Here is a 26283-nt window from a genome sequence, read left to right as displayed (position 1 = left end):
ACCCAAGAGTTACGGTTTCGCTCCCCCGCCGATAATCCTGTCCGCTTCCCGGAAGACGGCATTGATATGACTGTTGATCCAGTTCTGCTTCATCCAATCCATGGGCCAGACCTCCACCCCCTGGACCAAAATCCCGAAATGGAGATGATCCCCCAAAGCCAATCCCGTCTTGCCGGTTCGGGCGATCACCTGCCCGGCCCGCACATGCTCCTTTTCGCTGACCAGGACCGAGGAGCAGTGGCCGTAGAGCGTGTAGAGACCGAAGCCGTGGTCCAGGATCGGCATATTGCCGTAGATCCCGTTGTAACCGGCGAAGACCACCGTCGCCGGATTGGAGCTGACGATCGGCGCATGGCGGACACTGGCCAGATCGTACCCCAGATGGTAGGAGAGAGAAACCTGACGGTTACGATCCCGATAGTAGTAGTGGCGTTCATCCCCGAAATCCGCGACACGTTTGGCACTCTTGAGCGGATAGAAAGCTTTCAGACGCCAGCGGTAGAAATCAACGGGACTGGGAGCGGCGGTGTAGTGATGGATCAGAGCTTCGTTGTGTTGTCGCATCCCTTCATTGACCGCTTTGAAACGGCGGAGCGGATCGGTGATGGCTGCAATTTTGGGATCGAGTCGGGCAATCTCGGCGATCTTTCCCTGGAGAAAACGGTCGCTGAGTCCGATCCATGAGACCCGATAGCTCCGATCGATCCGTTCAAAAGCGATACGTGCTTCGGTGCGGTTGCCGGCCTTGTCCACCGCCACCACTTTCGGATCGAAAATCTCATCACGAAACGGCCAAGCCACCAGGGTTGCCCAATATCCTTTGACCCGATAAGGTAAGGGTTTGAAACGTTTTTTACCCACCTGGACATAGACATCTTCCAGATGCTTATCCGTCGCCCGGAAGATCACCAGTCCGCTCCCCCCTTTGACGACACTGGGACTCCGGGCGACGATTCCCACCCGTGGAGGACGAGTATCGACCAGAACCTTGGCTACCGCTGCGGCACGGTTGCCCTCTCCCAGGTTCCAGAGGCTTCGGTCTTTGACCTCCACCCTCAGATGCCAGGGGGCCTTTTGGGGATCGAGCCCACTCTCTTTGGGAAGCGTGACGGCGATAACACTTTGACGTTGCGGGGCAGTAAAAGTCCCAGAGCTTACCGTCACTTCCCGTTTCCCGTCTCCCAGAAGCACCCAATAGCTTCCCAAGCCCTGATTGTCTTCGATGGCTACTTTGATACTCTTGCCCGGTGCCCAGAAAAAACTCGGTTGCAAGATGACTTTCGGCGGTATGCGTTCAAAACGGGGCGAGAGGTAGAGATAGCCCGCCGCTCCCGCCACCAGAAGCAGCAGAATCAACCAGAGCCAGCTTCCCCGTTTTTTTCGGCGACGTCCGTATCCATAATTTCGTCTCATTGTATATTTATGACTCCTTCCTCTTTGATCCGATCCAGGAGTCGATCGATCAACTCCTCCGTCGAAAGCGTTTCGGTCTCAAAACCGGCGGCGACGGTATGCCCCCCACCGCCAAACTCCCGGGCAATCCTCATCACATCGGCTCCTTTGGAACGCAGAGAAACTTTGCGACTGTCGGGACGCTCCACGATTAGAATCGCCACCTCTACCGTCACCAGGGAACGGGCATAGTCCACAATCCCATCCAGATCGTCATAACGGGCCCCGGTCGCTTCCAGATCCTTGCGGGTGACGGTCATCACCGCCACCTGCCCCTCCAAGTAGAGACGCAGTGACTCCAGAGCCCGTCCCAAAACCCGCAGCGACGCCAGGGAGCGGCGCTGCAGCATCGCCTGGGCTACCCGACCGGGTTCCACCCCCAGAGCGATCAGCTCCCGAGCCACTTCGAAACTCTCCTCACTGACGTTGGCGGTGGTGAAGTAACGAGTGTCGGAGATGAGAGCCGCATAGAAGGCCTCGGCACTGCCCCGGGGAATCTCGAAAAGAGGTTCGAGAAAACGGTAGGCCACCTCAGAGCTGCTCACCGCCTCCGGCCGCACCAGGTTGAGCGTGCCGAATCCCGTGTTGCTGGGATGGTGATCGATGTTGACGATCCGGCGCCCTTCCAGATCAAAACCCAGTCGGTCCGGACTGCCGCAGTCGCAGGTGATGATCAGCGAATTGTCGTAGTCGATCTTCTGTTTGATTCGCCCGAACCCTTCGAGAAAATCGAGGTGTCGGGGAAGCTCACGGGTTGCGTTGGCAATCTCCACCCGGTACCCCTCTTTTTTGAGAAGAAGGTAGATACCCAGGGAGGTACCGATGGCATCGGCATCGGGATGGATATGGGAGAGGATGCTGACGGCGGTATGGTCTCCCAGAAGCTGAAGAAACTGCTCCCGTTCTTTGGGGGAGAAGTGGAGTTTCTTATCGTGCTTCACGCCTCGACCTTCATGGAGAGGTCGGGCCAGGTCGCCTGATGGATGATGCTGCCGGAACTGATAGCATCCACGCCGGTTCCGGCGAGAGTGCGGATCGTCTCAAGCGTGACGTTGCCGCTGGCCTCCAACAGGATATGAGGATAGCGCTCATTACGGAGGTTGACCACTTCCCGGATCGTCGCACTATCCATATTGTCACACATCACGATATCGGCTCCCGCCGCCATCGCTTGACGGGCCATCTCCAGATCCTCACATTCGATCTCGATTTTGGCGGTGAAGGGAATCTGACGCCGAATCTGTTTCATAAAGGATTCCAAATCCCCAATGGCCCGCAGGTGGGTGTCCTTGAGCATCAGACAGTCGTCGAGCCCCATACGGTGGTTCTGCCCGCCGCCGCAGCGCACGGCGTACTTCTCGAAGGCCCGCAGTCCCGGACGGGTCTTGCGGGTATCGAGGAGCACACAATCAGCGCCTTCCAGTTCGGCGACGTACCGGGCCGTCAGCGTGGCGATACCGCTGGCATGAAGAGCCAGGTCGAGAATCGTCCGCTCCAGGGAGAGCAGATCCCGGGAATCCCCCCGGATCTCCAGCAGTCGATCTCCGGGAGTGAAGCGCTCTCCGTCCCGAATCTTCCACTCCAGCTTCAGGGGGTAAATCCCCGCCAGCGCCTCGATATACTCCCGCCCGGCAAAGACCCCTTCGCTTTTGGCCAGGATATAGGCGCCGAGGGGGCGCGATTGGCTGATCCGGGCGAAGAGATCCCCCCGCCCTAGATCCTCCTCGACAGCCCGGCGGACAAAATCCTCGATCAGTCGTTGGGAGACGGTCATCGGATCTCCAGCATACGTTCCAAGGCAAGACGGGCATAGTGGACTGTCTCCTCGTCCACGTGGATCTCATTGAGAGGGGTACCCTCTTCGATGGATTTGAGGGCACGGTAGAGATCCTCCAGGGTCGTTTCGTTCATCGTGGGGCACTCGGGCTTGGTGGAGGAGAGGACATAGGTGTTTTTCTCGCGCATGCGGTGGACCAGGTTGTATTCGGTCCCCACGGCTACTTTCTGCTCGGGATCGAGTGCGTTGACATACTTGATCAACTGGGAGGTGGAGCCGACGAAATCCGCCGCCTGCACCACCGACGGGTCACACTCGGGATGGACGGCGATCTTGATATCGGGGTATTTGCGGCGGTAGAAGTTGACATCGTCCACGGTAAAGAGCTGATGGACGGAGCAGAAACCGTTGAAGCAGAGCACGTCGGCCGCTTTGGGATCGCACCCCTCTTCCCCGACGACACAGGATTTGAGCCCCATCATGTTGGCCACATTCTGCCCCAGACAGCGGTCGGGGACGAAGAGGATCTTCTTGCCGCTCTCCATACCCTTTTCGATGATCTTGACGGCGTTGGAGCTGGTACAGACCAGACCGCCCATCTTGCCGACCTTGGCCTTGACGGTAGCATCGGAGTTGATGTAGGTAATGGGCAGAAGCTCCTCCCGGCTCACCCCACCCTTTTCGATCGCTTCGACGGTCTCGTCGTAGTAGCTGCTGTCGATCATCCGCGCCATGGCGCAGCAGGCGATTTTGGGCATCAGTACCCGTTTTTCTGGCGCGATCACTTTGACGCTCTGTCCCATGAAACCCACCCCGCAAAAGACCACCCAGGGGTTCTCATCGGCCTGACATTTGCGGGCCAGCTCCAGACTGTCGCCGGTGACGTCGGCCATCTCGAAGACCTCGTCCCGCTGATAGTAGTGGGCCACCACCGTTACGGGAAGCTCGCGTTTCAGGCGCTCGATCTCGGCGCGATAGTCGATACTCATTGCTTGGACCACCTTTGTGTGAAAGTTCCTGAATTATACACTATTCCTTTTTGGGTAAAATAGCGATCCGAAAAACGACACCCTATCGTAAAAAGATTACCCATAATGGAACGAAAGGTCTCTCTGTGATACAGCTCTTTACCAATCTCAATATTCTACTCTACCTCGCCGCCTACCTGATCGCCGGCATCCCCTTCGGCTATCTGCTGGCCAAGTCTTTCGCCGGGGTCGATATCAAGCAGGAAGGCAGCGGCAACATCGGCGCCACCAATGTCCTGCGGGTCCTCAAGGAGCGCGATCCCGCCCTGGCCAAAAAGCTGGGAGCCGCCACGCTCTTCCTCGACGCCGTCAAAGGGGTTGCGGTCCTCCTGGTCGCCAAATGGCTAGGGGCTCCTCCCTCCACCCTTTGGACCATCGCCGTCCTGGCGGTCTGGGGGCACTGTTTCAGCATTTTCCTGGGCTTCGAAGGGGGCAAAGGCGTCGCCACCGGCTTCGGCGTCCTGCTCTTTCTCCTTCCCGTTCCGACCCTGATCGCCCTGGCTGCCTGGGCCGTCGCCGCCAAAACCATCAAAATTTCCTCCCTCTCCTCCCTGATCGCCTTGGCCACGCTGTTGATCGCCAGCTATGTCCTCTATCCCCAGGGGGTTCCCGGCATCGGCACCCACGCCCCGGTCTGGATCATTGCCATCACCGTCTTCTACAAACATATCCCCAATCTCGTCCGCCTCTTCAAAAAAGAGGAAGCCCCCGTCGCATGAAAATCGAAATCCACTCCCTCGAGATCGACGCCGTCATCGGGATCCTTCCGACAGAGCGTCAAACCCCCCAGAAGATCCTTGTCGATCTGGAAGCGGAATATCGCTACGACGGAGAACACTACCTCGACTATGCCGCTGTTGTGCAGGAGATCCGCCGGACACTGGTCCGAGAGCAATTCGGCCTGCTCGAAGAGGGCCTGGCGTTTCTGAAGCGGCAGATCATCACCGAACATCCCGAAATCTCCTCTCTTTTTATCCGTCTGAGCAAACCTGATATCCTCCAGGAGTGCACCGTTGCCGTCAGTGAACGATGGAAGCGTTGAAAATATTTGAAAAATCGGCTTTTTTCAGGGGAGGAGAGGAATTTTTTCTGCTATATTTGTGCTATAATTAAAAAAATCTTAAACTGAATGAAGGCTTAACGATGCGTATTCTTATCATCGAAGACGAGGTGACTCTGAGCAAAACCCTGGGTGAAGGGCTCAAAGAGTACGGCTACCAGAACGATATCGCCGAGAGTCTGGCCGACGGCCGCTACTACCTGGATATCCGCAACTATGATCTGATCCTGCTGGACTGGATGCTCCCCGACGGCAACGGGGTCGATCTGATTCCCGAGATCAAGGAGAAGCGCCCCAAGACCGCCGTCATCGTCCTCTCCGCCCGGGACGACAAAGAGAGCGAGATCGAGGCGCTGAGGGCCGGAGCCGACGACTACATCAAAAAGCCTTTCGACTTTGACATCCTCCTGATGCGTATCGAAGCCAAGCTCCGCTTCGGCGGCAGCAACATCATCGAGATCGAGGAGCTGGTCATCAATCCCGAAGAAGAGAAGATCATCTACAAGGGCGAGACTATCGAACTCAAAGGTAAGCCTTTCGAAGTCCTCACCCACCTGGCGATGCACAAAGATCAGATCGTCTCCAAAGAGCAGCTTCTCGATGCCATCTGGGAGGAGCCCGAGCTGGTCACCCCCAACGTGATCGAAGTCGCCATCAACCAGATCCGCCAGAAAATGGATAAACCTCTGGGCATCGTCACCATCGAAACCGTACGCCGGCGGGGTTACCGCTTTTGCTTTCCTCAAAAAGCCTAAGACTCAACTTTCTCCTCAAGCTCACCGCCTCCATGGCGGTGCTGTTGAGCTTTTTTTCCGTCATTCTCTATACCTATATCAATATCAATGTGGAGACGAGCCTCCGATCTGCCATGATCAAACAGGCCAACTACCTCTTCGCCAAATATGACAACCTGGAAGAGGCCCTCAAAAAACAACGGACCCTGCTGCGTAGAACGCTCAAGATCAACGCCCGGATTGCCCGGGCCCCGGAAGCCGCCTATCGCCCCAGGCACTTCCAGCAGATTGTCCGTCACGGTCATACCTATCTCCAGGCCTATTTCCCTTACAACTTCCAACAACAGCGCTATCTGATCCTCACGGCCGATATCACCCAACAAAAACGAATGGAACACCAGGTTTTTCGCTCGATTGTCCTGCTCAATATTCTGGCCATGGGCCTCATCATCCTCTACGCCTTTTTCCTCTCCAAAATGCTGCTCTCCCCGATCCGCTTCTTCTCCCAAAAGCTGGAGCGGATGAATGAAAACATTCTCGAGCCGCTCGACCTGGAAAAGATTCCTCTGGAATTCCGTCCTTTGGGACGATCCATCAATCAGCTTGTGGCAAGAATCAAAAGTTTTCTCCTCTACAAAAAAGAGCTCTTTGTCGGAACCGCCCACGAGCTGAAAACCCCCTTGGCGGTCATCAAAACCCGGGGCCAGGTGGCGCTAATCAAAAAGACGAAGACCCCCGAAGAACTGGAGCGGGTGATCCGGGAAAATATCGCCACGGTAGACGACATGAACCGGATCGTCGGCTCCATCCTGGAATTCGGTCGGGCCGAGGGGGCCCAGTTCGAGCCTCCGGTAGAGCTGGACCTCATCGAACTCCTCCGGAAAAAGGCGGCAGAGTTCTCTCTCCTGGCCGAAGCTTCGGGCAAACGGCTGCGATCCCGACTGACCCCCGAACAGCTCCCGGCGCGCATTCAACCCCTGCTGCTGACCCAGATTCTGCAGAACCTGATTCAAAACGCCCTGCGCTTCACTCCCGAGGGGGGAACGGTCCGCCTTTTCTCCTATCGCAAAGGGGACAACCTGGTAGTTAAAATCCGGGATGAAGGACCGGGGATCGAAGAGGGAGTGGATCTCTTTGCCCCCTTCAAACGTTCCGCCGACTCCCCCGGCGCCGGGCTGGGGCTCTTTCTGGTCAAAAGCGCCGCCGATGCCCTGGGAGCCGAAGTGACGCTGCGCAACCGCCGGGACGGACGAGGAGCGGTGGCCACTTTCATTCTTCCTCTCGAAAAAAATTCCGTCTGATCGGTTTTTGCCTCTTTCGCTTAAGGTTCCATTGGCTATAACTCGGGAATCAAATCCAGCTACGAGGATGAACCATGGCGCTACTGATTACTGAAGATTGCATCGCCTGCGACGCTTGTCGCGAAGAGTGCCCCAACGAAGCGATCGAAGAGAACGATCCCATCTACATCATCGATCCCGACCGCTGCACCGAGTGTGTCGGTTTCTTCGACGAACCTCAGTGTATCGCCGTCTGCCCCGTTGACTGCATTATCCCGGATCCCGACAACGTCGAGAGTGTCGAAGAGCTCAAATTCAAATTCGAACAACTCCAGGAGGAGCAGTAGGCTTCCGATGCCCAAACGTATCGCCGTCATCGACATCGGTTCCAACTCCGCCCGGTTGGTGATCTTCCAACGCACCAGCCGCTACGGCTTTCACCTCATCGCCCAGCAAAAGAGCCGCGTCCGTATCGGAGAAGGGGCCTATGAGGCGGGGGGCTATCTCCAGCCGGTCGGCATCCGCCGGGCCTTCGGAGCTCTGCACTCTTTTACCCACACCCTCAAAGAATACAAAGTCCACAAAATCCACTGTGTCGCCACCTCCGCCCTACGAGACGCCCCCAACCGGGAGGCCTTTCTCCGGGTCGTCCGTCAGCGCCTCGGTCTGCAGATCCGGGTCATCGACGGACTCAAGGAGGCCCGCTACGGGGCGATCGCCGCGTTGAACCTGCTGCCGATCGAGGAGGGCATCACCGTCGATATCGGCGGCGGCTCCACCGATATGGCGCTGATCCGAAACGGTCGCATCGTCGAAGCGGTCTCCCTGGATCTGGGAACCGTCCGGATCAAAGAGCTCTTTACCGATACGGGACGCGGCCTCAAAGAGGCCAAAGCCTCTATCCGCCAACGTCTCGAAATCCTCCCCGATAATTTCCGCAGTTCCCTGGCCATCGGCATCGGCGGAACCGCCCGGGCCCTGGCCCGGGGCATCATGATCGAAAGCGACTACCCTTTCGACAAGATCCACGCCTTCGGCTACCGGCTCAAAGAGCACAAAGCCTATCTCAAAACGATCGTCGAAGCCCCGATGGAACATCTGGGAGAGCTCTCCATCAAAAAGAACCGTTTCGACACGATCCGGGAGGGGGCGCTCATCTTCCTAGAGGTCCTGCGCCGTCTGGAGGCCGATGAAGTTCTCACCAGCGGCGTCGGGGTGCGGGAGGGGGTCTTCCTCCATGATCTACTGCGTCGGGACAGCCTGCGCTTTCCCCCGGGGATCAACCCCAGCCTCCGCAGCATCAAGGACCGCTTCGATCTCCTCAAGCTCCCCGAGGGGAACAAACAGCGCATCGGACGGCGGCTCTTTGAAACCGTCGCCGACCGTTACAGAAGCCGACCGGAGCATCTGCAGCTGCTCTCCGACGCCCTGAGTCTCTCCAATATCGGCAAGATGCTCACCATCTACAAAGAACACCAGCACGCCTTCTATATCGCCATGCAGGAGCTCAACTTCGGCTTCACCCACTCTCAGATGCTCACCATCGCCCTGCTGATGCGCTCCAAAGGGGATTCACTCTATTACAAGCCGCTCTACCGGCGCTACAAGCCGCTCTTGCCTTCCAAAGAGGTGATCAAGTGGCTCAGTTTCGCCTACACCCTCACGCTGATCCTCCACGAAAACTCTTCCAAAGCCGCCATCGACTTCTCCTGGAAGGGCGACACCCTGCAAATCCACAGCGACCGTCCCCTCTATCTGGCCCATGAAGCCATCGCCGGTCTCCAGACCCCCAAAGGGATCACCGTCGAACTCCTCGACGGCTGGGAGAGTGCCTGCAGCGGCGAGATTGACGAAGTGATAGGACGGCAGGGGTAAAAGCGTTACTCCCAATCTTTCGGGATCCGGTTTTCCCGGGCCAATTTGGCGAAATGCTCCAGCTCCCGGCGGCGCAGTATCCGAATAATGTTGGTGGTCCCGGGGACTCCCGGAGGGTCTCCCGCCGTCACCACATAGTTGTGCTCGGGCTTCAGGACCTTTTTTTCCAATCCCCGGCGAATCACGTCGATCATCATCTGCCGCGCACTCTCCGCCGCCGAACGGAAAGCCGGAACGACCCCCCAGACCATCGTCAGCTTACGGGCGACTTCCTCCGTATGGGTCACGGCATAGATCGGCTGCTTCGGACGATAGCGTGAGAGCTTCCGCGCCGACTGTCCGGAGCTGGTGATGGCCAGAATCGCCGCCGCGTCGATATTCTCCACCAGGTTGACCGCCGATTCGTCGATCACATCCATTTCGTCGCTGTAGGGAAACTGATGAATTTTGAAATAGGGATAGACCGCTTCCGCTTCCCGGATCGTGACGCTCATCGTCTCCACCGCCTGGACCGGGAACTCCCCGATGGCGCTCTCCTCCGAGAGCATCAGACAGTCGGAGCCGTCCAGGACTGCATTGGCTACATCGCTGATCTCCGCCCGGGTCGCCCGCTCCGCATGGGTCATGCTCAGGAGCATCTGGGTCGCGGTGATTACCGGTTTGGAGGCTTCGTTGGCTTTGCGGATCAACAGCTTCTGCACCTCCGGGACCCGATAGTAGGGGATCTCGATCCCCAGGTCTCCCCGGGCCACCATTAGCCCGTCACTCACGGCCAGAATCGCGTCGATGTTCTCCACCGCGTCGAACTTCTCGATCTTGGCGATGAGATCCTGCTGCCCCTCCAGGGAGCCCACCAACTCCCGGACCCGAGTGATATCCGACGCTTTCTGGACAAAGGAGATCGCCATAAAATCGACACCGTGCTCGACCCCCCAGGCGATATCTTCTTTGTCCTTCTCGGTCAGCACATCCAGGTCGAGCCGGGTGTTGGGAAAGTTGACTCCCTTGCGTGACGAGAGCATCCCGCCGCTGATCACCTCCGCCTCCACGCTCCGGCCGATCCGCACCACTCTGGCACAGATGATCCCGTCATAGAGGTAGATCAGCTCACCCACTTTGAGCTTGTCCAGAAGCTCCGGGTGGTTGAGGCTCACCACCAGGTGATGGGGCCGGTCGAAATGCCCCACCACCTCATCCCGGACAAACTCGATCCGATCTCCCACCTCCAGGAAAAGATCCTTCTCCAGCTTGCCGATGCGCACCTTGGGACCGCTGATATCCTGCAAAATCCCCACATGCAGACCGGTCCGGCGGGAGGCTTCCCGGATCGCTTCCAGGCTCTGCCGATGGTAGGCGTGATCGCCGTGACTGAAATTGAGCCGGAAGAGATTGGCTCCTGCCCGGATCATCTCCGTCAATCGCTCCACCGACTGGCAGGCCGGCCCTACCGTCGCCAGAATTTTGCAATGTTTTTTCATCCCCTCTCCTTTCTGCTGCCGCTAGAAACGCCTTCCTGTCAAAAATATGGTATCGACGAAAGCGCGAAGTGTTTCTGAAGCCAGAAAGCTCCCGCCAGAATCCCGAGAGAAACCCCCGCGACGAAAAGATAGAATAAACGCCGATGCCCGCTGGCCAGATAGCCGCCGATACCCCCGAGAAGCAGGCCGCCGATATGAGCACTCATATCGATCCCGGGGACCGCCAGATCGAAAACAAGGTTCAACCCCAGAATGATCCCGAATTCTTTCAGAAACGTATGATAGTGACTCCCCAGCCGCTCCCGATGAAAGAGGACGAAGCCCCCTAGCGCCCCGAAGATCCCGAAGATCGCGCCGCTGGCGCCGATGATGACCGTATCCGGGTGCAAAGCGAGAGAGAGTAGAAAACCCCCGATCCCGGAGAGAAAGTAGATCAGCAGATAGTCCAGAGGAGGAAAGTAGACTTCCATGATCCGCCCCACGATGTAGAGAGAGATCATATTCAGTGCCAGATGTTCGATACCGCCGTGGAGGAACATGGCGCTCAGCAGCCGCCACCACTCTCCGCCTTCAAAGAGCGCCGGGCCGTAGAGACCGCCGCAGGCGACCAGGGTCTTGCCGCCGATCGTCCCCCAATCTCCGCCGCAGAGCCCCTCGGCGATGTATCCCAGGAGCGAAAGTCCGATCAACCCCCAGGTCAGCGGTGTCGATCCCCCTCCCCGCTCCATCAGGCCTGGACGATCGCTTCGGAGAAAATCACCCCGTCAATCCCGAAACGCGCCATCGTCTCGATCCCCCGTTCACTTTCAACCAAAACAAGAATCTTCATATCAAAGAGATACTCCTCCGCCACTTTCTGCAGCACGATCGCCAATTCGTGCTGACAGATGGCATACGCGGCCCCGACGGCATTGGCGAAGATCGCCTCTTTGATCGACCCGGTGGTCACCGCAAAAATCAGATCGTTTTTCCGACAATGTTTCGCCAGCTCGATGGAGACACTCAGGGGCTCCAGCAGCAGCACATCTTCCGGCCGTGTCCGGGCGATGTCCTCCAGAGAAAAGACTTTGACAAAGCGGGGACTTTCGATCCAGGGATGTCCGAAAATCAGCATAGATATACTCCTTGATTATTTGAATCTTTTTTAGGTCGCTTATTTGGGAAGGCACTCTCTACTACAGTAATATTTTCCCCGATAGAATATCGCCTCTTTCTTCACCACATAGGTGGAGCATTTGCTGCACTCCACCAGAGTCTCCCCCTCTTCAGCCTCTTCAGCCTCTTTGGAGCGGTTCTCTTTTTTCCCGGGCAACACACTTCCCCCCGCTACCCGATAAAGCGCATAGAGGATCCCGCCGATGATCAAGAGCTTCAGCCACACGGTACAACCATCCTACTAGACGTCGGCAAGCGTACGGGCGGCCGGATAGGCTTCGAGCCGCTCCACGGGAATCGGTTTGCCGGTCTTTTCACAGATCCCGTAGTCTCCCTCTTCGATGCGTTTGAGGGCCTCATCTACTTCGTGAAGCTGACGCTTCAGATCCTGCAACAGACGCTGATCGATGGCGTTTTGGGCGTCGATCTCCGAAATATCGCCCCGATCCTCCGCTTCGGAAGCTGCCACCTCCAATGCCTGCGTATCTCCGGCCACACCGTCGATCTCTTTGAGCAAACGCTCACGTTCCGCCTCAAGCAGTGCTTTGAAGTGCTCCAGATCCAGATCGTTCCGTTTCTTCATCGTTCACCTTCTCACTAAAAGATATTGGAAGTAATCATATCACGTTTCTACCGATTTTTCGGTTTGGGGCAGGAGGTAGAGGTAACGTCTCGGTACCCGCTCGACGATCCGGACCCGAAGCCCCGGAGGAATCGTTTCGATCTCCTCTGCCAGACGACTCCCTTTGTAGAAGAGGTAGCGGGTCTGCGCGTCACTCAGCTTCGCCGTCAGTTTCAAAAGCAGCCCGGTATCACTCACCGCCCGGGAGCTGATAAGGCCGAAAGGAGCATGCCGGAGCTCCTCCACCCGTCGGCGGGCGACCGTCACCCGATCCAGGCCCATCTCCAGGGCCGCATAGCGTAGAAAGGCCGCCCGTTTCTTCAGCGGTTCACAAAGCACCGTCGGCACCTCCGGCCACGCCGCCGCCAAGATCAGCCCCGGAAACCCGGCCCCCGTTCCCACATCCAGCAGCGAGTCGGGTTTTTCAACAAAAGTATGCGGATAGAGGGAGTCCAGCACATTGGCCGCCACCGCCTCCGGCGACGCATCCGCCGTCAGATTGTGAATAACATTCCACTCCTGCAACAGCTCGGCGAAACGTCCCAGCCGCTCTAGAAGCGCTTCGTCATATTCCAGACCGCCCTCGTTCAACTTTCGCCGCAGGAGCCCTCTCAATAACCGTCCACTTTCATCCATCATTTACTCTTTAAAACATCTTCCCCACAGGACATAATCGAACAGACGTCAGCCCCTCGCGTTTTCTTTTTCTTTGCTTCGTTTCCTTTTTCTTTGTCGCGTAAACAAAGAAAAAGAAATGAAGAAGAGACCCTGAAGCCTTCATTTAATGGAAAGGGGTACTCATTTAGCCTCTTCACAGGTTCGTGGGATTACAATCCCACTCTACCCGACTTCTTCGGTTCCTCATTCCTAATTCCTCATTCCTAATTTGCTTTGAGTGCAATGCACTCAAAGCAAATGTCCCATCTGCTCTTTTTTGGTCTGCAGATACTTTTCATTATAGGGGTTGGGCGTGATAACGAGAGGAATACGCTCCACGATCTCCACATTTTGCAGCGATTCGATCTTCCGGGGATTGTTGGTCAGCAGACGCATCCGGGTAATGCCGAAATGTTCCAGGATCGTCTCGACGATCTCATAAGTCCGTTCATCCGCGGCGAATCCCAGCTGATGGTTCGCCGCCACGGTATCGAGCCCCTGATCCTGCAGGGCGTAGGCGTTGACTTTGTTGAGCAGGCCGATGTTGCGCCCCTCCTGCCGGTGATAGATCAGCATCCCCCCCTCGGCGGCGATCCGTTCCAGGGCCGCCTGCAGCTGCTCCCCACAGTCACATTTGATCGATCCCAGAGCATCGCCGGTAAGACACTCGGAGTGGACCCGCACCAGCGGGACCTCCGGCAGCGGTTCGGTAAACATGGCCAGATGCTCTTTGTCCCCTTCCCGAAAAGCCTGGATCCGGAAAGTCCCGTGACGCGTGGGCAGGGTAGCGATATTGGAGATTTCGATTTTTTTCATGGAGGCATTATACCCCAAGCCGCCCCAGAGACAAAAACGTAAATTTGGGTTAAAACGAGTAAAATTAGCCAAACCTCTTTCAAAGGAAACCCCGATGTTTACCCGATTCCGACGCAAACGCCTCTCTCCGGTCCTGAGGGATCTGCTCCAGGAGACCCACCTGAGCACGGACGATTTCATCTACCCTCTCTTTATCCGCAGCGGTGAGGGGATCCGCAATGAAGTCGCCTCCATGCCCGGGGTCTTTCAGCTGAGTATCGACGAAGCGATCCGGGAGTGTGATGAGCTCAAAAGCCTGGGGCTCCGGGCGGTGATTCTCTTCGGTATCCCCGACGTCAAAGACAGTGTCGGTTCCGACGCTCTCTGCGAGCACGGCATCATCGCCACGGCGATCCGGGAGCTCAAAGCGGCCCATCCCGACCTCTTCGTCGTTACCGACCTCTGCTTCTGCGAATACACCGACCACGGCCACTGCGGGATCCTCGACCCGGTCCTGGAGACCGTGGACAACGATGCGACGCTCCTCAACCTGGGCAAGCAGGCGGTGATCCATGCCAAAGCTGGGGCCGATATGATCGCCCCCAGCGGGATGATGGACGGGATGATCACCGCCATTCGGGAAGCTTTGGACGCAGCGGGCTACGAGCATCTGCCCATCATGAGCTACTCCACCAAATTCGCCAGCGCCTGGTACGGTCCCTTCCGGGACGTAGCCGAGAGTGCCCCCAGCTTCGGTGACCGCCGCAGCTACCAGATGAACCCCGCCAACCGCCGCGAAGCGATTCTCGAATCCCTCGAAGACGAAAAAGAGGGAGCCGACATCCTGATGGTCAAACCGGGCCTGGCCTATCTGGACATCCTTCGGGACATCCGGGAGGCCAGCCGACTGCCGCTGGCGGTCTACAACGTCAGCGGCGAATACTCCATGCTCAAGATGGCCGCCAAAGCGAGGGTCATCGACTACGAGCGGGTGATGATGGAGACGCTCCTGGGCTTCAAGCGGGCCGGCGCCGACCTCATCATCAGCTACCACGCCAAAGAGGCGGCCAAAATCCTAAAAGAACGTTGAATGGGGAAGGTGGGCCCATAGGGCACCACCCTACAAAAGCTGGATCAGTTTTGTCTTTCGTCGTGGTTTTCCGACCCTCCAATTCCCTCTTCACTCCCGATCTTTGTGTTACAATGATTTCACGTATTTCCTAAAGGATCCCCATCATGAGCGCCAAAGAGTACATCGAGGATGTTCTGAAATTCATCCGGGAGTGTTCCCCCGGTCAGGAGGAGTTCTACCAGGCCGCCACCGAGGTCTTCGAGAGCCTTACCCCTCTGCTGGAAGAGGAACACAAATACCGGGATCACAGCATCCTGGAACGGATCATCCTGCCGGAACGGACCATCATCTTTCGCGTCACTTGGATCGACGACGCCGGAAAGATCCAAACCAATCTGGGCTACCGGGTCCAGTTCAACTCCACTCTGGGGCCCTACAAAGGGGGGCTACGCTTCCATCCTTCCGTCAATCTGGGGATCGTCAAATTCCTGGGCTTCGAACAGATCTTCAAAAACGCCCTCACCGGCTTGGGAATCGGCGGCGGTAAAGGAGGGAGCAACTTCGACCCCAAGGGCAAAAGCGACGCCGAGATCAACCGCTTCTGCCAAGCCTTTATGAACGAGCTCTACCGCCATATCGGCACCACCAAGGATGTCCCCGCCGGGGATATCGGCGTCGGCGCCCGGGAGATCGGCTACCTCTTCGGCCAGTACAAACTCCTCACCGGAACCTTCGAAGGAGCCATGACCGGCAAAGGCGTCGGCTGGGGCGGTTCTTTCGGCCGTCGGGAAGCCACCGGCTACGGCTCGGTCTATTTCGCCGAACATATCCTCAACAAACACGGCGACGAGCTCAAAGGCAAAACCTGCTGCGTCTCCGGAGCGGGAAATGTCGCTACCTACACCATCGAGAAGCTCAAAAGCATGGGCGCGATCCCCGTCACCTGCTCCGACAGCCGCGGGACCATCCACCACCCCAAGGGGATCGACGTCAAGACCCTCAAGGCGATCAAGGAGGTGGGCAGAGAGTCCCTGGAGAAGTACGCCCAGCTCCATCCCGACGCCACCTACATCCCGGCCCACCAGTACCCCGAAGGAGGCCACGCCGTCTGGTCGATCCCCTGCGACGTGGCCTTCCCCAGCGCCACCCAGAACGAACTGACCCTCGTCGACGCCAAAAACCTGGTCAAAAACGGCTGCATCCTGGTCAATGAAGGCGCCAACATGCCTACCACCCCCGAAGCCCTCGAATACCTCCGGAAGCACAAAGTGCTCTTCGGCCCCGCCAAGGCCGCCAATGCCGGGGGTGTCGCCGTCAGCCAGCTGGAGATGGCCCAAAACGCCAGCATGCAGCGCTGGAGCTTTGCCGAAGTGGATACCAAACTCTTCGGCATCATGAAGAGCATCTTCGAAACCGCCGACGAAACCGCCCGGGAGTTCGGCCACGAAGGGGACCTGCTCATGGGAGCCAACATCGCCGGATTCCGCCGGGTCGCCGATGCCATGATCGACGAGGGAGCGGTCTAAATAGCCGGGATGCGATCTAAACAACTGGAAATTTTGAAGAGTTTTTAAAGAATTGTTGCTTTACAGATCTCATTTTTCTGGTAGAATAAAAATTAAATCGCCATTTGATTATTTTTTGAAATCATAAAATATAATGATGTATCGCAGAAGGAAGGGAAAAGAAGAGGTGGTCAAGCATATCAATACATCTCCTGACGAAGAGATGGCCGGCTACTTCAGTAGCGGGGTCGGAAGGATCGCGATTCTCAACATCGCCATGATTCTTCTCTATCTCCTGGCGGGAGGGTTGAGCTTCAGCATCTATCACCAAAACGGTGTCGTGACACTCTCGGCTTTTTTGCCGGAGGGGTTTGCCCTGGCCGGAGTGCTGATCTACGGCCCCCGGATCATCCCGGGGATTTTCCTGGGACAACTGTTGCTGGCGCTCAATTCCGGCCTCGGCTGGTTTCCCGCAGGGGGCATTGCTCTGGTCAATAGTCTCGAAGCCCTCATCGCCTACCGGCTTTCCCGCCGTTATGCGCTGGATCTCAATTTGAGCAGCATCCGCGATCTGATGCTGCTGACGGGGATGATCCTCCTCATTCTGCAACCCTTTAGCGCCATCCTGGGAAACGGCGTCCTCTATCTGGCAGGGATGGAACCGCTCTCCTCTTTTAAAAATAGCCTCTTTTTCTGGTGGTTCGGCAATGTCCTGGGACAGCTGCTCATCACCCCTTTCCTCCTTTTGCTGCATACCGGATATCGACGGATCAATTACCTAAGACTCGGTGTCTACATTTTCGGCATGGCCGCGCTCAATTATCTGATGCAGATCACCCTGCATATCCACAGCCTCCCCGTCCTGATGATGATCACGATTCCCTTGCTAATCCACTGCATCCACAAAGATATGCTCTACGGCTTGGGAGCGGCCGTCGGATTGGCCTTGAGTACCCTCTGGTTCACCCACAACGGCCAGGGGCTCTTCGCCTACAGCTCTCAGGATCTGACCCAATCGCTGTTGAATCTCAACTTTTTCATCCTCTCCAATCTCTTTTTGGCTCTCTTCGTCGGCATCATCTTCCGGGAAAAGGATCAGGCCCTGGCCCATCTGCACGCCGTCGCCCATCAGGATCAGCTGACCGGTCTGCCCAACCGCCACTACCTGCCTCAGCTTTTGAACCATCAACGGCGTGCCGACGATCATACGCTCTCGATGCTCTGCTATCTCGATCTCGACGGATTCAAAAAGATCAATGACCAATACGGCCATGCGGTAGGGGATCTGGTCCTCAAAGAGATCGCCGCACGGATCCGTGCCTTTCTCAGAAACGGCGATGAACTTCTACGCCTGGGGGGCGATGAGTTTCTCATCGTCCTACGAAAAATCAAGCACCCCGATGAGGCCGAAAAGATCATGTCTCGGCTTATCCAAGAGATCGAAGCCCCCATCTACCTTCGCAAGGAGACGCTTCAGCTCTCCGCCAGTATCGGAATGATTCCGCTCCCAAAAAATATCACCGATCCCGATGCGCTCATCAGTCGGGCCGATACCGCCATGTACCGCGCCAAAAAGAACGGTAAAGGACACGTCGTCTTTCTCCAGCAGTAAGTCGATCGCTTCGATCCCTATTGATCCCCGGTGCCCAGCGCATCTAGCATCACTCCCTGCCCCCAGGCAGCCACAAGCGTCAATCCCGTCAAAAGTATCGTGAAATCGAGACCGAAATAGGCCGCCATCATCGGCAGCAGCGGCACTTTGATCGCCCGCGCATAGAAAAAGGCCGCTACCAGGCCGTCACGCATACCGTGGCGTCGCAATTCTTCGATCACCGGATACCAGGCATACATCGGCCCGTGACTGAGCACCCCGGCTCCCAGGGCAATCATCCAGCCCCGCCAACCGCTCTCTTCGCCCAGATGTTTGGCCAAAACTTTCGGATCGAGAAAATAGTTGATCGCGCCGGCGATAAAGACCACCACCGCCAAAATCGGCAGCAGCGTGGCCAAAATGGTCAACATTTTGTGCAAAGCGTGCCCCGCGCCGGGGCTTCCGGCCAGGGCTAGGCCCAGATAAAGCAGACTCACCAACCCAAGCAGTCGTAGCCCCCTCCACCGAGGCCGATTCCGCTCTCTGCTCATCGCCACCACTCCAGGATTCTCACCGTCATGACCGCCACCAGCATCGTCGAAAAAAACGCCAAAAGATTTCGCCGCCAGGTAAATCGAACGCCCAGCACCGACGCCTCCAGAGGCAGCTGCACCACCCCCAGAGTCACCCAGGCCAGGATAAAGGCGGTCACGGCATAGAGGCTCACCCCCTCCTTGAGAAGCTCCCCGCCCAAAATGTAGCTGACGATCGCCTGCCCGACGGCCACCATCCCCGCCAGCGTCCCCACCAGGGTATCGTGCACCGCGTTTCCGTTGAAGACCGAAGCGAGTGTCGCTTCACTGACATAGCTTTGAAACAGTCCCACCAGCCCGATGATCGCCAGGATCATGGGCATCATAGAGAGCATCGAGAGCCCCGCCTGCTTCAGACTCTTCGGGAAACTGATGCTTTTCTCAGCGGACATGACGACTCCTTTGTGGAACTTTCGGAGCATAGCATACTATATTCAACCCAAACCATGCAGTAGAAAGTGTGCCAGATGTGCCAACGCTCGGTCGGCTGGGGTGTTCGACCGAAACGCAGGCGCACCCGGAGGGTGCGTCGAGGCTTTGGACGAATCGCCCATGTCACCGATGATTGGGGCAGATGGCGTACTGGCTAATGCATGATTTGGGTTCCAGGTATTCCATGGGGTCCAGACTCCATGAGCTGAAAATGATGGACAAAAACGGTTGCAAAGAAAAGGATTTGAGCGTCCAGGAAATAAAGTCGAATCGAAAAGTAAGAGAAGGAGGGAAAGCAGTTGAAAGAAAGTGCATCCCTCCGGGGCCGGAGGGAAGATGGGAGTCAGAGTGCTTCTTCGTCCTCTTCACCGGTCCGGATCCGGACGGTGTGCTCGACGGGACTGACGAAAATCTTTCCGTCACCGATCTTGCCGGTGCGGGCCGCCTCTTTGATGGCGTTGATGGCGGTATTGAGATACTCGTCGTTGCTGACGACGATCTCAATCTTGACCTTGGGGATGAAATCCACCACATACTCCGCCCCCCGGTAGAGCTCGCTGTGGCCCTGCTGGCGTCCGTAACCTTTGACCTCGGTGACGGTCATCCCTTCGATGCCCGCCTCGACCAGCGCCTCTTTGACCTCTTCGAGTTTGAAGGGTTTGATCACTGCTTCGATCTTTTTCATGCTTTATCCTTGTTGAAATATTCTCAAGAGTTCCGGGATCAGAGGTTGATCGCCTCTTCACCGTGGACCGCTTCGTCCAGACCCATCAGCTCGGTCTCGTCATCGACCCGTCCGCCGCCGGTAAGGAGGCTGGAGACGAAGTAGACTACCGCGGTCATCACACCGCTGTAGACGATGGTCAGAAGCACCGCTTTGATCTGAGCCATCAACTGGCTTCCCAGATGGAAATTCTCGGGCATCAGATAGGGTGCGATAAACAGCGCCGTAGCGATGGATCCCCAGATCCCTACCAAGCCGTGGACCCAGAAGGCATCCAGAGAGTCATCGACATTGAAGAGCTTTTTGATCTTGGAGACCCCGAAGGCACCCAGGGCACCGCCGATCAGACCGATGATGATGGCTCCGACGACTCCGGCACTTCCCGAAGCGGGAGTGATGGCGACCAGTCCGGCGACGGCACCGGAGGCTCCCCCGACGAGGGTCGCCTTCTTATAGAGGAGATACTCGACAAGCAGCCAGCCGATCACACCGAGAGAGGCGGCGACATTGGTGACCAGGAAGGCGTTGGCGGCGACACCGTCAGCAGCCACTTCAGAACCGGCGTTGAAACCGAACCATCCGAACCAGAGCAGCGCCGCTCCCAGAACCACCAGGATGGGAGAGAAAGGCTTATAGGCACTTTTGCCGAAATCCCGGCGCTTGCCGAGGATCATGGCGACGACGAATCCGGCGACCCCGGCGTTGATATGCACGACGGTACCGCCGGCGAAGTCCATCTCGCCGAAGTTGAGCATCTCACCGCCTCCCCAGGCCCAGTGGGTGATGGGAGCGTAGACGACCAGGATCCAGAGCGCGGCGAAGATCGTAAAGGTGGAAAACTTCACCCGCTCGATCATCGAACCGCTGGCGATGGCCACGGCGATGGCGGCGAAGGTTCCCTGGAAGGCGACGAAGAGCAGCTCGGGAATACTCCCGTTGACCGTCTTGTCGGTGATGCCGGCCAGGAGGATCTTGCCGGTACCGATGATATCACCGGAGCCGAAGGCGATGGAGTAACCGGCGACCACCCAGACCAGGGTACCGACGGCAAAAGCGATCAGGCTCATTCCGATGGTGTTGAGCACGTTCTTGCGGCGGGTCAGACCGCCGTAGAAGAGGGCCAGTCCCGCGGGGGTCATCAGCATGACGAAGGCGGTGGCGACGATCATCCAGGCGGTATCGCCCGTGTCGATCTTGGCTTCCCCCGCCATGGCGGCGACGGGAAGGAGCGTTGCGAGTAACGTCAGAAGTTTTTTCTTCATAAAACGTCCTTTTTTTCGTTTGGGATTTGGATGCTCACATTGTATTTCAAATTTTTTCGTGATCGGTACAGTTAAATGTATAAAATTTAGGCAATTGAGCCTTGGCGTTCACCAAGGGGTTATTTGGTTATTGGTGTATTGGTATATTGGGAGCGCCTTCGGCGCCGTCGCAAGTATTTTGTGCTATGTGCTAAGTGTTACGTGTTATGAAAAATGTTTCCGTTCTTTATTTCATTCAAATGATTATCCAAAATCTTCCATCTTCCATCCTCCATCTTCCATCTTACTTTATTCCCAGATCCGCCAATACTTCCGTAAAGACTTCGTAACGCTTTTCGGACGGTGCGATCATTTTCATAACGACGTCACTGAGTTCTTTGTTCACCAAGGGATTGAGCCGATGGAGCGCTTCGGCGGGGGTCTTCTCAATGGGGTCGTAATGGTGCGTGCCCTGATAGGCGTTTTTGCCGGCGAGGGCCTTGTAGATCTCCAGCCCCATCAAAAAGATCTCGTTGCGCTCTTCGCAGGCTTCTCGGTTTTCCCGGATGGCGAGAGCCTCCCACCCTTTGGGCAGAGCGATCCGGACATTCCAGTGGAGCAAAAAGCCCAGGGCCCCTTTGGAGTAACGGCGAAGCACCCGGCTCTCGAAGCGTTCGAAGCTCTCCCGCTTCCGGCGCAGATCCCGATAGGCCGACGCCAACTGCGCCACGTAGTCGGTCGCCTGAGTCAGCGGAATACTTTTGAGGATCGTGTAGGCTTCCTCCTGACTGGCGGTCGATTTGCCTCCCAGCTGGATATGCACACCGTAGGCGCTCTGACCGTCCACTTTAACCTTGCAGCCGACAAAGCCGATATCCCCCAGCTCGTGGACACCGCAGCCCTTGACGCAGCCCGACCAGTGCATCCGGATCGACGCGTCGGCAGGGAGAGGAACCTTTTCGCCCAGTTTCTCGGCCATCTCGATGGCGTCGGCTTTGTTGGGGATGACGCCAAAGGGGCAGAGGTCTGAGCCGGCGCAGGCAACGAGTTGATTGAAGTAAGGGGTGCTGACGTTGCGGTAGCGGTCGTAGGGGGCTTCGGAAAGGGCCGCGTCGATTTTCTCCGTGGGCACCCCTAGGAGGAAAAGATTCTGGGTCGTGGAGATGTTGAGCGTTCCCGAACCGTTCTTTTGAGCATTCTCCGCCGCGTCGATCATCGCCGTCCCGTGGAAGATCCCTGAGGGGACGACCGTATGCAGAGCCCACGTCCCGTCTTTGAGGCGGATCCGCCCGTCGGCCTCTTCGGTGCGGGGAGTTTTGACCAGGGTCTCTCCGGCGCTGTCGAAATCCCGGCCGGCGCTCTCTTTGACCGCTTCGACGTAGGTCTCCATTCCCGCCTCTTTGATCAGGTAGTGAAGCCGGTTACGGTTGCGGCTGTCCCGGAAACCGTATTGGATATAGGTATCGATAACCGCTTTGTAGAGCTCCATCAATTCATCGGGGGTAACGAAGATATCGGCCCGCTCGGCGATGGCCCCGACCTTGCCCCCCAGGTAGAGGTTGAAACCGTATTCTCCGTCCTTGTTAGCCAAGGCGAAGCAGATATCATGGGCGAAGAGGTTGCAACGGTTGGCCAGTGAGCCGCTGATGGCGGTGTTGAACTTCCTGGGAAGCACATTGATATAGTCGGGCTGTTTGAGCCAGAGCGACTGCATCGCTTCGATAAGCGGGGCACACTCGATGAGGTTGTCGAAGGCCAGGCCGTCGAGAGGATCGGTGACAATATTGCGGAAGTTGTCCACCCCCGTCTGCCAGGTGGTAATGCCCACCGCTTCAAGCCCCTCCAGGACCGTAGGAAGGTCCTCGATCTTCAGATAGCGCAGCTGCACCTGCATCCGGGTCGTCAGGTCCATGGCGTCTTCGCCGTAATCCCGGGAGAGCTCGCCCAGTCGGGTCGCCTGCTCACTCGTCAGGCGTCCGCCGGGGATGCGGACGCGAAGCATGAATTTTCCGGGGGTTGCCGGGCGATCGAAGATGCCGAAGGTCTTGAGGAAGTAGCTCATATCCTCTTTGCTGATGGCGTCGTATCCCTCTTTGGCGTAGCGCTGCAACGCTTCCCAGGCTTCCTGATAGCTCCGGGTCTCTTTGAGCTTCTCTATTTTGTTGATTTTTGTATGTCGGGCGCTGATCGCTTCTAGTCTCATTATATACCTCACTATAACAATTTCTTGTCGGAAGTATATTCAAAAAGTTTTCATGGTATTGTTCAAAAAATAGACATACAACGTGACATTATCTGATCTATAATTTCGACATCAACCATTCAAGGAGCACGACAAATGAAATTCGGTGAACTCAAAACGGCCGGGCACTTTCCGACGCTGCTGGCCGCGTTCCTCTACTTCGACTTCAGCTTCATGGTCTGGACCATGCTGGGGCCTCTGGCCACGGAGATCAGCCAGTCGCTGGCGGCCCACGGCTTCCACCTCGATCCCAACCAAAAAGCGACACTCCTGGCGATCCCCATCCTCTCCGGAGCGATCCTGCGGATCCTGCTGGGCTTCGGCGTCGACAAAATCGGCGCCAAAAAGACGGCGCTGATCTCCCAGGCAATTGTCATCGCTTCCCTTTTCTATGCCTATTTCCGCGGTGAAAACATCACCTACCACGAGCTGCTTTTCGTCGCCTTCGGCCTCGGTTTCGCCGGTGCCTCCTTCGCCGTAGCACTCCCCCAGGCGGGACAGTGGTATCCCCCCAGGCTGCAGGGGCTGGTGCTCGGGCTTGCCGGTGCAGGAAATATCGGGGTCGTTCTCGACTTCCTCTTCGCCCCCAAGATCGCGGAGTATTGGGGATGGCAGGCAGTTTTTCTGGTCGGCGCCATTCTCTCGACCTTCATTTTCATCATGTATGCCCTGATGGCCAAAGACGCCCCCGCCGATGTCTACAAACCCAATCCCAAGAAACTGAGCGACTACCTCAAACTGCTCAAAGACAAAGATACCTGGTGGTTCAGCCTCTTCTACGCCGTCAGCTTCGGAGGTTTCGTCGGCTTCGCCAACTATATGAAGGTCTACCTGATGAGCACCTATCAGGTCGATATGAGCCAATTCGGCCTGGAATACCTCAACGAACCCAACGTCAAAGTGGTCGCCGGCTACTTCGGTGCGCTGTGTATCTTCGCCGGGGCAGTCCTGCGACCCGTGGGGGGCGGCATCGCCGACAAACTGGGCGGAGTCAAAAGCCTCTATATCTTCTTCGGGGCCACGGCGGCTTTGGCGGTTTTCAACGCTTTCGTGCAACACTTCTATCTGGCGATCCTGATCCTCTTTTTGATCATGGCCAACCTGGGGATGGCCAACGGCGCGGTCTTCCAGTTGGTGCCTCAGCGCTTCGGTCGGGATATGGGAATCATGACCGGCATCGTCGGCTGCGCCGGCGGCCTGGGGGGAACGGCGCTCATCAAAACCCTGGGATGGTCCAAAAGCGCCTTTGGCAGCTATGCCGCGGGCTTCTTCCTCTTCGCCGCCGTCGTCGCCGTGGCGATCATCGGCATCAGCCTGGTCAAAACCCGCTGGCGCACCACCTGGGGAGTGAGTGCGGGAGGTCGGATTTGATCCGACTTTGTTATTGGTATATTAGTTATTGGTGTATTGGGAGTGAAAATAGAACCTCTTTGCCAATATCCCAATATACCAATATACCAATACACTAATACACCAATAGACAAAGAGCAACCATGTCTTCCCTCTTCAAAACCTCTACCTTCGGCCTGGCCAAAGGCAAAGAGCCTCTTAGTGAAGATTTCGCCGCGGTAAGGGTGGTCGAAGACCTCTGTATCGCGGTGCTTGGCGACGGGGTCGGCAGCGCCGCCGCCGGAGCCAAAGCATCCCGTCGGGCGGTCAATTACCTCATCGACAGCTTCAAGGCCCGTCCCCGCAGCTGGAGTATCGAAAAATCCCTTCGTCACTTCATCAGCAATATCAACGCAATCCTCTACCGGGAAGGGATCGACGAGTACGAACGCCCTGAGTACCTCACCACCCTCAGCGTTACCGTCATCGAGGGGAACCGCCTCTACGGCGCCAACGTAGGGGATTCTCCAATTTTTCTGCTCCGCGAGGGGGAGCTGCTGCGCCTGAGCGTTCCCCATACCAGCCACGAGGAGGGGATGGAGCATGTCCTGACCCAGGCCATCGGCATGGAGGAAGAGGTGGAGATCTTCTTTTTCGAAAACAATCTCCATGTGGGCGACCGGTTGCTCCTGGCCAGCGACGGACTGGAAGCGGTGCTCAGCGAAAAGGAGATCACCGAACAGATGGTCGCCGGCGCGGTTCCTCTGATCAAGTATGCCAGCAAAAAGGTCAAAGATGACCTCCCCGACGACACGACGGCGATCGTCATCGATATCCTGGGAGAATCCAAGCGCCAAAGCCTCAAGAAGATCGACCTCCCTATCCCCGAAAAGCTCAAAAAGGGTGAAACGATCGACGGCTACAGACTCCTGCGCCCCCTCATCCAGAACGAACGCACCTGGCTGGCGGAGAAAAAAGGGGTACGCTATGTTCTGAAATTCCCGCCCGTTGAAGCGATTCACGACGAAAGTTATCTGGATCTCTTCGTCAAAGAGGCCTGGAACGCCTCCCGCCTCAAAGCGGGCTTCTTCCCCAAGGCGGTCATCCCCGCCAAACGGAGCTGCCGCTACTATGTGATGGAGTATATCGACGCCCCCACGCTCAAGGAAGAGATCGCCCGCAAACCCCTGCCCGTCGAAGACGCCGTCAATCTGGGGAAATTTCTGCTGCATGCCAGTCAGTTTCTCCTGCGCTATGATCTGGTCCACGGCGATATCAAACCTGAAAACATCCTCGTCCTGCGCCGCCACGGCAAACGGATCTACAAACTGATCGATTTCGGCTCCATCGTGGAGATCTTCTCCCTCGCCTCCCGGGCCGGGACCCCCAGCTATCTGGCCCCCGAACGCTTCACCGGTGAAAGTATCAGTGAGCAGACCGAAATCTTCGCTGTCGGTGTCACGCTTTACGAAGCCCTGGGTCGCAAACTCCCCTACGGGGAGATCGAACCTTTCCAGACGCCGACTTTCCGCACGCCCACGCCTCTGCGCCGTCTCAATCCCCTCACCCCCGCCTGGCTCGAAGCGGTCATCATGCGGGCGGTGGAGAAAGACAAGACCCGTCGCTACGAACGCTACAGTG

General features: G+C 57.1%; 27 protein-coding genes. 11 read left to right on the top strand and 16 right to left on the bottom strand.

The window, feature by feature from the left end; translation table 11 throughout:
- Positions 1-9: 9 nt before the first annotated feature.
- From F8I07_RS05805 to nadA, 4 genes are read right to left on the bottom strand one after another with little or no spacing between them, the layout of a single operon-like run.
- Positions 10-1413 carry a M23 family metallopeptidase gene (locus F8I07_RS05805; protein ID WP_292656941.1) on the bottom strand — a complete coding sequence of 468 codons (1404 nt, stop codon included), beginning with the start codon at positions 1411-1413 and terminating at the stop codon, positions 10-12.
- Positions 1410-2393, bottom strand: a complete 984-nt coding sequence (locus F8I07_RS05800; protein ID WP_292656938.1) for a bifunctional oligoribonuclease/PAP phosphatase NrnA — start codon at positions 2391-2393, stop codon at positions 1410-1412. The genes F8I07_RS05805 and F8I07_RS05800 overlap by 4 nt, the downstream gene beginning before the upstream one ends.
- Complete coding sequence (gene nadC / locus F8I07_RS05795) at positions 2390-3226, bottom strand: carboxylating nicotinate-nucleotide diphosphorylase (protein ID WP_292656935.1); 837 nt, start codon at positions 3224-3226, stop codon at positions 2390-2392. Before nadC ends, F8I07_RS05800 begins: the two co-directional genes overlap by 4 nt.
- Positions 3223-4218: a quinolinate synthase NadA gene (gene nadA, locus F8I07_RS05790; protein ID WP_292656931.1), complete on the bottom strand. Its 996-nt coding sequence runs from the start codon at positions 4216-4218 to the stop codon at positions 3223-3225. The genes nadC and nadA overlap by 4 nt, the downstream gene beginning before the upstream one ends.
- A 128-nt stretch (positions 4219-4346) precedes the next feature.
- Between nadA and plsY the strand changes: the two genes are divergently transcribed.
- From plsY to F8I07_RS05760, 6 genes are all read left to right on the top strand, one after another.
- Positions 4347-4976 carry a glycerol-3-phosphate 1-O-acyltransferase PlsY gene (gene plsY / locus F8I07_RS05785; RefSeq protein ID WP_292656978.1) on the top strand — a complete coding sequence of 210 codons (630 nt, stop codon included), beginning with the start codon at positions 4347-4349 and terminating at the stop codon, positions 4974-4976.
- Positions 4973-5299 (top strand): dihydroneopterin aldolase, encoded by a 327-nt coding sequence (locus F8I07_RS05780; RefSeq protein ID WP_292656929.1) that lies wholly within the window; start codon positions 4973-4975, stop codon positions 5297-5299. The genes plsY and F8I07_RS05780 overlap by 4 nt, the downstream gene beginning before the upstream one ends.
- Positions 5300-5400: 101 nt before the next feature.
- Positions 5401-6072, top strand: coding sequence for a homeostatic response regulator transcription factor HsrA (hsrA, locus tag F8I07_RS05775; protein ID WP_292656926.1), 672 nt, complete (start codon positions 5401-5403; stop codon positions 6070-6072).
- Positions 6051-7352: a HAMP domain-containing sensor histidine kinase gene (locus F8I07_RS05770; RefSeq protein WP_292656922.1), complete on the top strand. Its 1302-nt coding sequence runs from the start codon at positions 6051-6053 to the stop codon at positions 7350-7352. Before hsrA ends, F8I07_RS05770 begins: the two co-directional genes overlap by 22 nt.
- Before the next feature lie 74 nt (positions 7353-7426).
- Positions 7427-7678: a YfhL family 4Fe-4S dicluster ferredoxin gene (locus tag F8I07_RS05765; RefSeq protein ID WP_292656919.1), complete on the top strand. Its 252-nt coding sequence runs from the start codon at positions 7427-7429 to the stop codon at positions 7676-7678.
- A 7-nt stretch (positions 7679-7685) separates the two neighbouring features.
- On the top strand, positions 7686-9206 hold the full coding sequence (locus tag F8I07_RS05760; RefSeq protein WP_292656915.1) for a Ppx/GppA phosphatase family protein: 1521 nt from the start codon (positions 7686-7688) through the stop codon (positions 9204-9206).
- A 5-nt stretch (positions 9207-9211) separates the two neighbouring features.
- Here the strand turns inward: F8I07_RS05760 and pyk are convergent, their stop codons facing one another.
- The 7 genes from pyk to ribA all read right to left on the bottom strand — a co-directional run bounded on the left by pyk (position 9212) and on the right by ribA (position 13934).
- On the bottom strand, positions 9212-10684 hold the full coding sequence (gene pyk, locus F8I07_RS05755) for a pyruvate kinase (protein ID WP_292656913.1): 1473 nt from the start codon (positions 10682-10684) through the stop codon (positions 9212-9214).
- Positions 10685-10722: 38 nt separating this feature from the next.
- Positions 10723-11412, bottom strand: coding sequence for a rhomboid family intramembrane serine protease (locus F8I07_RS05750; RefSeq protein WP_292656910.1), 690 nt, complete (start codon positions 11410-11412; stop codon positions 10723-10725).
- Positions 11412-11798 (bottom strand): hypothetical protein, encoded by a 387-nt coding sequence (locus tag F8I07_RS05745; RefSeq protein WP_292656907.1) that lies wholly within the window; start codon positions 11796-11798, stop codon positions 11412-11414. Before F8I07_RS05745 ends, F8I07_RS05750 begins: the two co-directional genes overlap by 1 nt.
- 39 nt (positions 11799-11837) lie before the next feature.
- Positions 11838-12065, bottom strand: a complete 228-nt coding sequence (locus F8I07_RS05740) for a PP0621 family protein (RefSeq protein WP_292656904.1) — start codon at positions 12063-12065, stop codon at positions 11838-11840.
- A gap of 15 nt (positions 12066-12080) precedes the next feature.
- On the bottom strand, positions 12081-12422 hold the full coding sequence (locus F8I07_RS05735) for a TraR/DksA family transcriptional regulator (protein WP_292656901.1): 342 nt from the start codon (positions 12420-12422) through the stop codon (positions 12081-12083).
- Positions 12423-12461: 39 nt separating this feature from the next.
- On the bottom strand, positions 12462-13097 hold the full coding sequence (gene rsmG / locus F8I07_RS05730) for a 16S rRNA (guanine(527)-N(7))-methyltransferase RsmG (RefSeq protein WP_292656898.1): 636 nt from the start codon (positions 13095-13097) through the stop codon (positions 12462-12464).
- Between the two features lie 270 nt (positions 13098-13367).
- Complete coding sequence (gene ribA, locus F8I07_RS05725; RefSeq protein WP_292656895.1) at positions 13368-13934, bottom strand: GTP cyclohydrolase II; 567 nt, start codon at positions 13932-13934, stop codon at positions 13368-13370.
- Between the two features lie 94 nt (positions 13935-14028).
- On the opposite strand from ribA, the gene hemB reads away from it, so the two are divergent.
- The 3 genes from hemB to F8I07_RS05710 all read left to right on the top strand — a co-directional run bounded on the left by hemB (position 14029) and on the right by F8I07_RS05710 (position 18102).
- Complete coding sequence (hemB, locus tag F8I07_RS05720) at positions 14029-15003, top strand: porphobilinogen synthase (RefSeq protein WP_292656892.1); 975 nt, start codon at positions 14029-14031, stop codon at positions 15001-15003.
- 146 nt (positions 15004-15149) lie between these two features.
- Positions 15150-16511 (top strand): NADP-specific glutamate dehydrogenase, encoded by a 1362-nt coding sequence (gene gdhA / locus F8I07_RS05715; protein ID WP_292656889.1) that lies wholly within the window; start codon positions 15150-15152, stop codon positions 16509-16511.
- 166 nt (positions 16512-16677) lie between these two features.
- Positions 16678-18102: a diguanylate cyclase gene (locus tag F8I07_RS05710; protein ID WP_292656886.1), complete on the top strand. Its 1425-nt coding sequence runs from the start codon at positions 16678-16680 to the stop codon at positions 18100-18102.
- A 17-nt stretch (positions 18103-18119) separates the two neighbouring features.
- Here F8I07_RS05710 and F8I07_RS05705 read toward each other — a convergent pair whose 3' ends face one another.
- The 5 genes from F8I07_RS05705 to F8I07_RS05685 all read right to left on the bottom strand — a co-directional run bounded on the left by F8I07_RS05705 (position 18120) and on the right by F8I07_RS05685 (position 23274).
- A complete protein-coding gene (locus tag F8I07_RS05705) occupies positions 18120-18632 on the bottom strand; it encodes a permease (protein WP_292656882.1) in 513 nt (170 codons plus the stop codon).
- Positions 18629-19066, bottom strand: a complete 438-nt coding sequence (locus tag F8I07_RS05700; RefSeq protein WP_292656880.1) for a permease — start codon at positions 19064-19066, stop codon at positions 18629-18631. Before F8I07_RS05700 ends, F8I07_RS05705 begins: the two co-directional genes overlap by 4 nt.
- A 383-nt stretch (positions 19067-19449) precedes the next feature.
- On the bottom strand, positions 19450-19791 hold the full coding sequence (locus F8I07_RS05695; RefSeq protein ID WP_292656877.1) for a P-II family nitrogen regulator: 342 nt from the start codon (positions 19789-19791) through the stop codon (positions 19450-19452).
- Positions 19792-19829: 38 nt separating this feature from the next.
- Positions 19830-21092 (bottom strand): ammonium transporter, encoded by a 1263-nt coding sequence (locus F8I07_RS05690; RefSeq protein WP_292656874.1) that lies wholly within the window; start codon positions 21090-21092, stop codon positions 19830-19832.
- Positions 21093-21375: 283 nt separating this feature from the next.
- The gene (locus F8I07_RS05685; protein ID WP_292656871.1) at positions 21376-23274 is read right to left on the bottom strand and encodes a ferredoxin--nitrite reductase; all 1899 of its coding nucleotides are present in this window, start codon (positions 23272-23274) and stop codon (positions 21376-21378) included.
- Between the two features lie 135 nt (positions 23275-23409).
- Between F8I07_RS05685 and F8I07_RS05680 the strand changes: the two genes are divergently transcribed.
- Positions 23410-24684, top strand: coding sequence for a nitrate/nitrite transporter (locus F8I07_RS05680; protein WP_292656868.1), 1275 nt, complete (start codon positions 23410-23412; stop codon positions 24682-24684).
- 122 nt (positions 24685-24806) lie between these two features.
- On the top strand, positions 24807-26283 hold a 1477-nt coding region (locus F8I07_RS05675), incomplete at its 3' end, for a bifunctional protein-serine/threonine kinase/phosphatase (RefSeq protein WP_292656865.1).

It is taken from the genome of Nitratifractor sp., assembly GCF_015487065.1.
Classification (GTDB): Bacteria; Campylobacterota; Campylobacteria; order Campylobacterales; family Sulfurovaceae; genus Nitratifractor.
The sequence above is the reverse complement of the archived record's forward strand: the minus strand, read 5'-3'. Positions and strand labels throughout refer to the sequence as shown.